This window comes from Micromonospora pallida (assembly GCF_900090325.1).
GTDB lineage: Bacteria > Actinomycetota > Actinomycetes > Mycobacteriales > Micromonosporaceae > Micromonospora > Micromonospora pallida.
On record NZ_FMHW01000002.1, the window covers coordinates 4,470,000 to 4,482,471 of the forward strand.

General features: G+C 72.1%; 4 protein-coding genes. All 4 read right to left on the bottom strand.

Features of this window, described 5'->3' with window-relative positions; translation table 11 throughout:
* Positions 1-45 precede the first annotated feature (45 nt).
* The 4 genes from GA0074692_RS34810 to GA0074692_RS18400 all read right to left on the bottom strand — a co-directional run bounded on the left by GA0074692_RS34810 (position 46) and on the right by GA0074692_RS18400 (position 12,291).
* Positions 46-249 (bottom strand): endonuclease toxin domain-containing protein, encoded by a 204-nt coding sequence (locus GA0074692_RS34810; protein WP_342672848.1) that lies wholly within the window; start codon positions 247-249, stop codon positions 46-48.
* Positions 207-9,806, bottom strand: coding sequence for an RHS repeat-associated core domain-containing protein (locus GA0074692_RS18390; RefSeq protein ID WP_091646295.1), 9,600 nt, complete (start codon positions 9,804-9,806; stop codon positions 207-209). The genes GA0074692_RS34810 and GA0074692_RS18390 overlap by 43 nt, the downstream gene beginning before the upstream one ends.
* 192 nt (positions 9,807-9,998) lie before the next feature.
* Positions 9,999-11,096: a branched-chain amino acid aminotransferase gene (locus tag GA0074692_RS18395; protein WP_091646297.1), complete on the bottom strand. Its 1,098-nt coding sequence runs from the start codon at positions 11,094-11,096 to the stop codon at positions 9,999-10,001.
* A 160-nt stretch (positions 11,097-11,256) separates the two neighbouring features.
* On the bottom strand, positions 11,257-12,291 hold the full coding sequence (locus GA0074692_RS18400; RefSeq protein WP_091646300.1) for a 3-isopropylmalate dehydrogenase: 1,035 nt from the start codon (positions 12,289-12,291) through the stop codon (positions 11,257-11,259).
* Positions 12,292-12,472 lie beyond the last annotated feature (181 nt).

Genomic DNA, 12,472 nt, shown 5'->3' on the forward strand with positions numbered 1-12,472 from the left:
TCTGGAAGGGGCGTCCCGCCGAGCGTAGCGGGACGCCCCGGTGACTCACCGTACGGGAATGATCCGGACGGTCACGCCTCTGGACGCGCCGTACTGGACGATGTTGTTCAGGGCGGCCTGCTGGGCGGCGGTGCCACCGCGTGGGACAGCGAGGTCCAGCGCCCGCCCGGTGACCTGCGAGCCGGTGATCGTGGTTCCACCGTGACTCACCGACGCCCCGTTCTGCGCGAAGCCGGCCACCTTGTCCACGTAGCCCTTGCCGACGCTGGCGACGCGGCCCGCGTTCTGGTAGGACTTCGCCCCAGGTCCATGCTCTTGATGCTGGTGGCGACCCCGTTGGCGAACTTGTCGATGGTCGGGAAGTTCTTCGGCAGGTTGCCGCCGAGCTTCGCCTCGATCGCCAGACCCCGGGCGAACTGGTTGAGCTTCCAGGCGCTGCCGGCGGCCCGCAGGGCCGACCCGAGACCGCCGGTGAGCCCGCCGACCGCCGCGCCGATCCCGAAGTCCCGCAGGGCGTCGCCGAGGCTGTACTTGCGTCCGCTCAGCGCCGCTGCGGCGGCCCCCATGCCCACGCCCGCCGCGCCGCCCGTCAGCGCACCGATGATGATCGGGACGCAGATCGGGCAGTCGCCGTTGGGGTCGGAGAGGTTGACCGGGTCGTTCAGGGCGTACAGGTAGAGGTTGGCGCTTCCGCCCCCGAACCCGGCCGGGTCCTCGCTGATGAACCGGCCGGTCTGCGGGCTGTGGTAGCGGGCCCGGTTGTAGAACAGCCCGGTGTCGGCGTCGTACTCCCGGCCGGTGAACTGCTGGGTGTTGCCGCTGCTCGCGCCGGTGGCGGTGACCGCGCCGAACGGGTCGTAGGCGTACCGGGTGGTGAGGGTGCCGTCGGCGGCGTCGACCATGCCGAGCACGCTGCCCAGGGCGTCGGTGACCGGCACCCGGGCGCCGTCGGCGTCGGTACGGACCAGCGTCTCGTCCAGGCCGGCGACGAGCCGATCGGCGGTCACCGTGCCGCCCACCCGCTCCTGCACCAGGTTCGCCTCGTCGTACAGGAAGGTGGTGGTCGTGGAACCGGCGGTGCGGCTGATCCGCCGGCCGTTCGCGTCGTAGCCGAACGCGGCGGTCATCCCGGGGCCGGTCACGCCGGTCAGCTCGCCCCGGGCGTTCCAGGTGTAGCCGAGGACACCGTCACCGGTCAGGTTCCCCTCGGCGTCGTACGCGAAGGTCCGGCCGCCCTGGCTGGTCAGTCGGTTCGCCGCGTCGTACGCGCTGGTCGGGGCAGTGGCCGGCACGGTGACCGAGGCGAGGCTGCCGGTCTGGTCGACCACCCGCCCGCTGCCGTCGTACCGGTAGCCGAGCTGGCCGACCGGTATCCCGCCGCTGGTCTGGTACGCGATGCTGACCAGCTGCGAGGCGGCGTCGTAGCCGTACCGGGCGGTTACCCCGGCCTGGTCGACCCGCTCGACCCGGCCGGCGGCGTCCCGGTGCCAGCGGGCCGACCGGCTGCCCTGGGTGATCGTCTCGAGCAGCCCGGTCGGGTCGTACGTGTAGGCGACGGCCGGCTGCCCCGGCACGGTCATCCCGGTCCGCTGGCCGGCGTCGTCGTACGAGTAACCGATGGTGCCGGTGGGGCTGGCGACGCTGGTCACCCGGTCCCGGTCGTCGTAGCCGAGGCTGAGGGCGCCGCCGGCGGAGTCCACGATCGAGGCGAGCCGGTCGAGGCTGTCGTACGTGAACGACTTGGTGCTCTCGTACTGACCGCCGGCGGTGGCCCCGTACCCGACGAAACTGGTCCGGCCGAGCAGGTCGTACTCGGTGACGGTCTTCTTGCCGCGCCGGTCGGTGTGCCAGACGACCCGGTCGAGCACGTCGTACGCCTGCTGCGCCGTCGCGCCCAGCGGGTCGGTGACCTTCACCGGCCGGTCGGAGGTGTCGTACTCGACCCGCGTGCTGTTGCCCCGGGCGTCGGTGACCTTCGTGAGGTTGCCGTTGCCGTCGTACTCGTAGGCGGTGGTCCGGCCAAGGCCGTCCACGCTGGAGAGCACGTGGTTGTCCGGGTCGTAGTGGAGCTGGGTGAGCACCCCGGTCGGGTCGGTGGTGGCCACCGTCCGCCCGGCCGCGTCGACGAAGCTGCGGGTGGTCCGGCCCAGCGGGTCGGTCACCGCGACCAGGTCACCCTGGTCGTAGGTGTACCGGGTGGTGTTGTCGAGCGGGTCGGTGGCCGAGGTGACCTGCCCCGCCTCGTTGTAGGTGTAGCGGGTGACGCGGCCGGCCGGGTCGGTGACCGCGACGGTGTTGCCCCGGTCGTCGTGGGTCAGGGTGGTGACCCGGCCCTGCGCGTCGGTGACCGTGCGGATCTGCCGGTACGGCCCACCGGCGGTGACCGTGGCGGTCTGCGCGTCGGCGGTGCCGGCGTCGGCGGTGAGCGAGGTCAGCTCACCGGTCGGCCCGTACGCCAGTTCGGTGCGCCGGCCGTGCGGGTCGACCAGGGCGGTCGGCAGCCCGGTGGCCGCGTCCCGGACGGTGGTGGCGGTCCGCTCCTGCGCGGTGCCGACCATGCTGGTCTCGGCGACCACCCGGCGGTTGGCGTCGAAGCTGGTGGACCGGAGCGTACCGTCCGGCTCGGTGACGGTGGTCTTGGTGATCCGCCCGTTGGTGTCGGTGGTGTACGCGAACTGGTACGTCACCCCGTTCGGCATCACCTGGCTGGCGACCCGGCCGGCGCTGTCGTACGTGTTGGTCAGGTAGGTGATGTTCCGGGCGTCGGTGACCGAGGTCATCCGGTGCGCGCTGTCGTACGTGTACCGGGTGGTCCGGCCGCCCGGCGTGGTGACCTCGGTCAGCCGGCCACCGGTGTCGTACGCGTACGTCACCGCCCGGCCCGCGTTGTCCTGCGCCCGGGTGATCCGGCCGCTGGTGTAGGACAGCTTGATCCAGCGCCCGTTCGGCGAGGTGATCTGGGTGATGTCGCCGGCCTGGCCGCCGCTGGACCGGGTCAGGGTGATCTGGTTGCCGTGCCGGTCCCGGATGGACTGGAGGGGCGTGTTCTCACCGAACACCCAGGTCATGCCGTCGGTGCGGACCAGGTCCCAACCGTCGCCGTTCCAGCTCATCAGCGCGTCCCGGAACGGACCGGTGGTGCCGACGACCTTGAAGACCGCGTCGGTCCAGCCGGTGCCGGGGCTGATCCGCTCCATGTGCACCTTGCCGCTGTCCGGCAGGATCAGGTCGGCCTCGACGTACTCCTGCCGGGAGTGGACGAACACCCCGTAGGAGAAGTTCGTCCCGATGCCGAACTCGCGCATCTGGGTGTCGTTCTGCCGGTAGCTGCGGGTGATCGAGATAGGCAGGACGTCGTCCACCACCAGGTCGGTGTGGGTGTCGACGAACAGGCCACTGCCCAGGTCGACCGGGTCGCCGCCCTCGTCGCCGTCCTCACCCGGGCCGTCGCCGGCCGGGCGCTTGCCGCTGCCGTTGAACATCGCCCCGGTGAACTCCCAGACCCGCACGTCCTGGTCGGGCACGATCTGCTTCCCGTCGGCGCTGACCGTGCCCCGGCCGTAGATGTACCAGCCGGCCTCCGCGCCATCCACCGCGCAGACCGCCGGGGCCAACGCCTGGGCGCTGGCCTTGCGCGGGTACGACTTCACCGGCGCGGGCGTGCACGGCGCGCGGGTCGGGTCGTAGTCCCAGAAGTCCAGCCGGGCGCCCGGGGCGAGGCCCTGGGTGTTCGGGTAGATGATCTGCGCCCCCTCGGGGAGGACCACCGACCCGCCGGGCTGCACGGTGAAGTAGACCGGGGTGCGGACCCCGGCGGGGAGCGGGAACGGCGGCTGGTCCACCGGCAGCGCGGTGATCGACAGCTCCCGCACCACCTTCCCGGCCCGGTCCTTCACCACCGTTCCGGCCGGCAGGTGCACCTCGAAGCCGGGGATGGCCGGCGTGGTGACCACCGTCTTCTTCCGGGTCGGCGAGGCGATCCGGACCTTGTGGTCGGTGTCCAGCCGGGTCATCCAGATCGGGTACGACAGGTCGGTGGTCTCGCCGGCGGTCAGGTCCACCCCGGTCTCGAACCGGCCGAACTCCCGCCCGGGGCGGCTGGCGGTCGCGCCGTCGATGACCAGCACGTGATGTCCGGCGGCGAGGCCGGTGAGCAGGAACCGCCCGCTGGCGTCGGTACGGGTGCTCCGCCGCCCCACGGTGAGCGTGACGTCGGCCAGCGGCTTCCCGTTGAGGAGCAGGGCCTGCCCGGTGAGCGCGGTCGTCCCGGCGGGGGCGCGCAGGCCCGCCTCCCGGTGGGCGTACGTGTTCCCCCGGTGGCTCTCCCAGTCCTCGCCGGCCAGGTTGAACCGGTCCGGCTGCCAGCTCTCGGTCGGGTCGGCCGGGGCCCGCACCGCCGGCCGCGTGGTAGTCGCCGTCCCACTCTCGGCCGTCGCCCCACTCGTGGCCGCCGCCCCGGCGGGCAGTCGCACCTCGACGGTGAGCGAACCGGTGTAGGTGGTGTCCGGGTTGACGAAGACGGTGTACGTCCCGGTGGTGGCCAGGGTCAGCGAGCTGAACGTGCAGGAGCTTCCGCAGTACGCGCTGCTGGTCTGGTTGGTGCCGTCCGGCCGGCGCACCACCGCCGAGGCGTTGTACGTGCCGTACGTGCCGGCGGTCGCCGCGACGGTGACGACCTGCCCGGCGGTGCCGGCGAAGGTCACCGCCGCGTTCTGCCCCGGCACGGTGGTGGCGACGGTGACCGGGGCTCCGCCCGGCGTGGCGACCGCCGCCGCGTCCGCCGGCACGTCGTGCACCCGCAGGGTGAGAGCGCCCCGGTAGGTCGTGTCCGGGTTGATCAGGACGGTGTAGGTGCCGGTGACCGGCGCGATCACCTGGTCGAAGAAGCAGGACCCACCGCAGTACAGGCTGCCGGTCAGGTTCGTCCCGTCCGGCTTCCGCACGATCCCCGACGCGTTGTACGTCCCGTACGTGCCGCCGCTGACCTGCACCGAGATCCGCTGACCGGCGGTGGCGTCGAACGAGACGACCGCGTTCTGGCCGGGCACGGTGGTGGTCACGGTCACCGCCGTGCCGCCCGGCGTGGTGCTGGCGGTGGCGTCGGCGGGCACGTCGTGGACCTGCACGGTCACCGCGCCGGTGTAGGCGCCGTCCGGGTTGACGGCGAGGGTGTACGTGCCGCCGACCGGCAGCGTCACCACGTCGAAGAAGCAGGACCCACCGCAGTACAGGCTGCCGGTCAGGTTCGTCCCGTCCGGCTTCCGCACGATCCCCGACGCGTTGTACGTGCCGTACGTGCCGCCGCTGACCTGCACGGAGATCCGCTGACCGGCGGTACCGGCGAAGGTGACCGAGGAGTTCTGACCGGGCACGGTGGTGGCGACGGTGACGGCCGTGCCGCCCGGCGTCGTGGTGGCGACAGGGTCCGCCGGCACGTCGTACACCCGCAGGTTGAGCGTGCCGACCTTCGCGCCGGCCGGGTTGACCACGATGGTGTACGTGCCGTCGACCGGCAGGACGGTGGTGTCGAAGAGGCAGGATCCGCCGCAGTACTGGCTCCCGGTCAGGTTCGTCCCGTCCGGCTTGCGGACCTGCGCCGACGCGTCGTACGTGCCGTACGTGCCACCGGTGCCCTGCACCAGCACCCGCTGCCCGGCGGTGCCGGCGAAGGACACCACCGCGTTCTGGCCGGGCACGGTGGTGGTCACGGGCACCGCCGCCCCACCGGGGGTCGCGGTGGCGGTGGCGTCGGCCGGCACGTCGTACACCTGGGCGGTGATCGCGCCGGTGTAGGTGCCGCTCGGGTCCAGCAGGATGGTGTACGTGCCGTCGACCGGCAGCACGGTGGTGTCGAAGAGGCAGGACCCGCCGCAGTACTGGCTACCGGTCAGGTTGGTGCCGTCCGGCTTCCGCACGATGCCCGAGGCGTTGTACGTGCCGTACGTGCCGCCGGTGAGGTTCACCAGCACCCGCTGCCCGGCGGTGCCGGGGAACGAGATCACCGCGTTCTGGCCGGGCACGGTGGTGGTCACGGTCACCGCCGGCCCGCCCGGCGTGGTGGACACGGTCGCGTCCACCGGCACGTCGTAGACCTGTACGCCGATGCTGCCGACCGCCACCTGGTGGGGGTTGACGTACACGGTGTGCGTGCCGGTGGCGGTGAGCCGGATCGAGTTGAACGAGCAGCCCGCGGCACAGGAGGAGTTACTGGCCAGGGTGCTGCCGTCCGGGGCGCGCAGCGAGACGGTCGCCCCAGCCGAGCCGAAGGTGCCGTTGGCGAGGGTGACGGTGACCGCCTGCCCGGCGGTGCCCGGGAAGGACACCACCGCGTTCTGGCCGGGCACGGTGGTGGTCACGGTCACCGCCGCCCCGCCCGGCGTGGTGGACACCGTGGCGTCGGCCGGCACGTCGTACACCCGGGCGGCGATGGTGCCGATCGCGGTGCCCTTCGGGTCGACCAGCAGGGTGTACGTGCCGGCGACCGGCAGGGACGCCACCTCGAGCAGGCAGGACGTGCCGCAGCCGGTGTTCTGGACGACCGTGGTGCCGTCCGGCCGGCGCAGCGTCACCGTCGCCTCGTTCGCGCCGTACGTGCCGCCGCTGAGCTGCACCGCGATCCGCTGACCGGCGGTGGCGTCGAGGGAGACCACGCCGTTCTGGCCGGGCACGGTGGTGGTCACCGACACCGCCGCCCCACCCGGGGTGGCGGTCACCGCGGCGTCGGCCGGCACCAGGTTGACCTTCGCGGTGATCGTCCCGGTGACCGTGCCCTTCGGGTCGACCAGGATGGTGTACGTCCCGTCCACCGGCAGGGTCACCGCGTCGAGGAAGCAGGACGTGCCGCAGCCGGTGTTCTGGACGATCGTGCTGCCGTCCGGCCGGCGCAGCGTCACCGTCGCCTCGTTCGCGCCGTACGTGCCTCCGGTGAGTTGCGCCGACACCCGCTGACCGGCGGTGGCCGGGAAGGAGACGATCCCGTTCTGGCCGGGCACCGTGGTGGTCACCGACACCGCCGCCCCGCCGGGCGTCGTGGACGCGAGCGCGTCGCCGGGCACGTCGTACACCTGGGCGGTGATCGCGCCGACCTTCGTCCCGGCCGGGTTGACCAGCACGGTGTACGTGCCGGTCACCGGCAACTGCACCGAGGTGAACGAGCAGGACGCGCCGCAGGACGAGTTGCTGACGACGGTACTGCCGTCCGGGGCGCGCAGCGTCACCGTCGCGTCGTAGGTGCCGTAGGTGCCGTTGGTGAGCTGGACGGTGACCGCCTGTCCGGCGGTGCCGGGGAACGACAGCACCCCGTTCTGGCCGGGCACGGTGGTGGTCAGGGTGCGCGCCGCACCGCCCGGGGTGGTCTCGGCGGCGGCGTCGGCCGGGACATCGTGGACCTTCACCGACACGCCGCCGGTGTAGGTGGTGTCCGGGTTGACGAGGACGGTGTACGTCCCGTCCACCGGCAACGTCACCACGTCGAAGAAGCAGGACCCGCCGCAGTACAGACTTCCGGTCAGGTTCGTGCCGTCCGGCTTCCGCACGATCCCCGTCGCGTTGTACGTCCCGTACGTGCCACCGGTCATCTCGACCGAGATCCGCTGCCCGGCGGTGCCGGCGAAGGAGACCACGCCGTTCTGGCCGGGGACGGTGGTGGTGACGGTGACCGCCGCGCCGCCCGGGGTGGCGGTCACCGCGTGGTCCGCCGGCACCGCGTGCACCTGCACGGTGACCTTGCCGACGTAGCTGGTGTCCGGGTTGACGGCGACGGTGTACGTGCCGTCCACCGGCAGCACCACGGAGTCGAAGAAGCAGGACCCGCCGCAGTACAGGCTGCCGGTCAGGTTGGTGCCGTCCGGCTTCCGCACGATCCCCGTCGCGTTGTACGTCCCGTACGTCCCACCCGTCACGTGCACCGACACCCGCTGGCCAGCCGTACCGGCGAACGTCACCGTCGAGTTCTGACCCGGCACCGTCGTCGTCACCGTCACCGGCTCACCGCCCGGCGTGGTCGACGCGGTCGGATCCGCCGGCACGTCGTGCACCTTGACGGTGACCGCGCCGGTGTAGCCGGTGTCCGGGTTGAGGGCGAAGGTGTACGTCCCGTCGACCGGCAGGGTGACCGTGTCGAAGAAGCAGGAGCTACCGCAGTACAGGCTGCCGGTCAGGTTGGTGCCGTCCGGCTTCCGCACGATCCCCGTCGCGTTGTACGTCCCGTACGTCCCACCCGTCACGTGCACCGACACCCGCTGGCCAGCCGTACCGGCGAACGTCACCGTCGAGTTCTGACCCGGCACCGTCGTCGTCACCGTCACCGGGTCACCGCCCGGGATGACCGTCGCAGTCGGATCCGCCGGCACGTCGTGCACCCGGACGGTGAGCTTGCCGGTCTTCGCCAGCTCGGGGTCGATGTGGACGGTCCAGGTGCCCTCGGTGGAGAGCACGGTGGTGTCGAAGTAGCAGGAACCGCCGCAGGAGCTGTTCGAGGTCACCGTGCCCCCGCCGGGCCGGCGCAGCGACACCGTCGCGTCGTACGTTCCGTAGGTGCCGTCGCTGACCTGGACGGAGATCCGCTGGCCGGTGGTGCCCGGGAAGGTGACCGCCGCGTTCTGGCCGGGCACGGTGGTGGTCACGGTGACCGGGTCGCCGCCCGGCGTGGTGCTCGCCGTGGCGTCCGCCGGCACCTCCGTGACGGTCGCCGCGATCGATCCGGTGCTTCCCTCGGCCGCCGCCAGCACCACCGTGTACGTGCCGGCGCTGCGTGCCCGGACGGTGTCCACGAACCCGGTCGCGCCGACGCAGCCCAGGGAGCGGACGGTCCGCCCGAACGGGTCGAGCACCTTCACGCTGGAGATGCCGCACGAGCCGAACGTGCCGTCGGACAGGTTCACGCTGGCCTGCTGGCCCTCGTCCAGGTCGAAGACGAGCAGCCCGAGGTCGCCGCCGGTGGGGATGGTCACGGTCTTCGCCACCCCGAGCGCGGCCCGACCGGTGTACGCGATGTCCGTGGCGGCGTACGGGGGCGGGGCCACGAAGACGTCCGCGCCGCTGGACACGCTGCCGTAGCGGGTGCGGACGGTGACCCGGCCCGAGGCGGCCCCGGTCGGCGTCTCCAGGGTCAGACTGCCGCTGGCGGCCGTGGTGACGGCCGCCCGGGTGCGGTTGACGGTCAGGCCGTTGTCGGCCACCGCGCTGGCGAAGCCGGTGCCGGTCACGGTGACCGGGGTGCCGGGCACCACGACGGTCGGGGACACGCCGGTGATGGTGGGCGCGGAGGTGTTCGCGCCGGCGACCACGAAGCTGTCCGGCCCGGCGGCGGTGTCGTCGCCGACCTGCACGCTCACCGGCCCGGTGGTCGCGCCGGCCGGGACGGTGACCGTCAGGCGGCGACCGCTCGCCTCGGTGACCGTGGCGGGTACGCCGTTGAAGCGGACGGTGTTCTCCGTCGGGACGTCGGAGAAACAGCCACCCTGGACGGTGACCGTCGCGCCGACGGCGGCGGTGCCCGGCACCACGGACAGCACCGCCAGGTCGGGGGTGCCCTCGTTGGTCACCGAGGTGGGGTTGCCGGCCGCGTCGTAGCCGTATCGGGCGGTCCGGTTGGCCTGGTCCTGCACCCCCACCAGTTGCCCGGCGGCGTCGTACGCCCAGCCGACCCCGTCACAGGAGACCGAGGCCGGCGTCAGCTCCGGCAGGTCCGCCCGGACCGTGAGTGGCAGCAGCACCACGAGGCCCGCGACGACGGAAGCGAGCCGAAGCCGGGGACCGGCCCAGAACCTGGAGCGGATCGAGCGGTGGCCGAGCGGTCCCGACATGCTGACTCCCTATGACGCAGCAGTTCTGCGTCAGGAAGTAGAGCAGCATCGATTATGGGAGGTAGATCGGCCGTTCGGCCACTCCTCGTGGCCGCCGCTTCTACCGGCTGAAACGACAGCCGCCCTGCCGACACTGTCGGGAATCCGACAGTGTCGGCAGGGCGATTAGTCGGAAAGGCCAGCTCAGCAGGGTCAGAGCACCCGGCGGACCCAGCCGTGCGGGTCGGCGACGACGCCGCGCTGGAGGTCGACGAGCTGCTGGCGCACCCCCATGGTCACCCGCCCCGGCTCGCCCGCCCCGATGGCGAACTCGCCGTCCGGGAAACGGACGTGCCCGATCGGCGTGATCACCGCAGCTGTGCCGCAGGCGAAGACCTCGCGCAGCCGGCCGGAGGCCGCGTCGGCCTGCCAGTCGGCGAAGCTGACCGGCTGTTCCCGTACGGTCAGCCCGGCCTCGGTGGCCAGGGTCAGCACTGACTCCCGGGTGATGCCAGGCAGTATGGTGCCCGTCAGCGGCGGGGTGACCAGGGTGTTGTCGTCGTAGACGAAGAAGACGTTCATCCCGCCTAGTTCGTCGACGAAGCGCCGCTCGACCGCGTCCAGGAAGACCACCTGGTCGCAGCCGTGCTCGATCGCCTCGGCCTGGGCGGCCAGCGAGGCGGCGTAGTTGCCACCGCACTTGGCCGCGCCGGTGCCGCCCGGAGCGGCCCGGGTGTAGTCCGGGGAGATCCAGACCTTGACCGGCTTGACCCCGCCGGCGAAGTACGCCCCGACCGGGGCGGCGATCAGGACGTACATGTACTCACGCGCCGGGCGGACGCCGAGGAAGACCTCGCTGGCGAACATGAACGGACGCAGGTAGAGGCTGCCGTCCTCACCGGACGGGATCCACTCCTGGTCGATCTCGATCAGCCGGTCCAGCGACTCGAGGAACGTCTCCGGCGGCAGCGGCGGCATCGCCAGCCGTTCGGCGGAGTCGACGAACCGGGCGGCGTTGGCCTCCGGCCGGAACAGGGTCACCCCGCCGTCGGCCGTGCGGTACGCCTTGAGCCCCTCGAAGATCTCCTGCGCGTAGTGCAGCACGGCACTCGCCGGGTCCATCGGGATCGGGGCGCGGGCCTCGACCCGGGCGTCGTACCAGCCCTTCTCCTCGGAGTAGCGGATCGTGACCATGTGGTCGGTGAAGATCCGGCCGAATCCGGGGTCTACCAGCAGGGCGGCCCGGTCGTCGGCGGCTACCGGGGCGGGGTTCCGACGGATCGTAAATTCGATCATGTCACCACCGCTCATCGCACTGACCTCCCTGGGACGACACGGCATGCTGAAGCGCACGCCGAAGGACTGGTGTTGTGGAACTTACCCCGAGCGGCCGTTCAACGGGAGGGGCGGGCACGAGCCGACACTACGTACCGTGACAACGGACCGTTCGGCTGGTGGACTGCGCGGCGGCTCAGCCGGCCGCGTACCCGGCCAGGCGGTCGCCGACCTCGTCGGTGCGCAGCGGCTCGCCCGGCGTCCGGTTCGCCAGTTCGGTGGCGACCGCCTCGGTCACCCGTACGGCGGCGTCGGCGTGACCGAGCTGCTCGAGCAGCAGCGCGGCGGAGAGGACGGCGGCCACCGGGTCGGCGAGGCCCTTGCCGGCGATGTCCGGCGCGGAGCCGTGTACCGGCTCGAACATGGAGGGGTAGCGGCCATCCGGGTTGATGCTGCCGCTGGCGGCCAGCCCGATGCCGCCGGTGACGGCGGCGGCGATGTCGGTCAGGATGTCGCCGAAGAGGTTGTCGGTGACCACCACGTCGTACCGCTGCGGCTGGGTGACCAGGAACATCGCGGCGGCGTCCACGTGCTGGTACTCGGTGGTCACGTCGGGGTGCTCGGCGGCGACCGCCGCGAAGGCGCGGGCCCAGAGCGACCCGGCGTGGGTGAGCACGTTGGTCTTGTGCACCAGGGTCACCTTGCGCCGCTCGCGCCGGGCGGCCCGGGCGAAGGCGTCCCGGATCACCCGCTCCACGCCGTGCCGGGTGTTCAGGCTCTCCTCGGTGGCGACCTCGGCGGGGGTGTCCCGGTGCAGCGCGCCGCCCGCGCCGGCGTAGAGCCCCTCGGTGCCCTCGCGCACCACCACCAGGTCGACCTCGCCCGGCTTGACGGTGGCGAGCGGCCCGGTCGTCCCCGCCCAGAGCCGCGAGGGGCGGAGGTTGACGTACTGGTCGAAGTCGAAACGGAGCTTGAGCAGCAGGCCGCGCTCCAGCACGCCCGGCGGGACGCTGGGGTCGCCGACCGCGCCGAGCAGGATCGCGTCGTGCCCGGCCAGCTCGGTCAGGACCGAGTCCGGCAGCACCTCGCCGGTGCGGTGGTAACGGGCGGCGCCGAGGTCGTACTCGGTGGTCTCGACCACGCCGGGGAGGACAGCGTCGACGACCTTGAGGGCCTGCGTGACCACCTCGGGTCCGATCCCGTCCCCGGCCACCACCGCGATCCGCGCCACGTTCCACTCCTCAGCTCACCCGTTGAACTCGTACGTTACGACGCTGTCCCGCCTCCCGGTACGGACAGCCCAGGATATGGGATACCGGGATGCACAGCAGGTTTCCAGGTGACATTCATGGTCTGGTCAACTCGACCCCATAGGGTGAGTTCGCACGGGTCACCGGAGATCCGTGACGGAG

Excerpts from the sequence above, each read along its gene's own strand:
- GA0074692_RS18390 (WP_091646295.1), bottom strand. The coding sequence starts at position 9,806 with ATGTCGGGACCGCTCGGCCACCGCTCGATCCGCTCCAGGTTCTGGGCC.
- GA0074692_RS18395 (WP_091646297.1), bottom strand. The coding sequence starts at position 11,096 with ATGAGCGGTGGTGACATGATCGAATTTACGATCCGTCGGAACCCCGCC.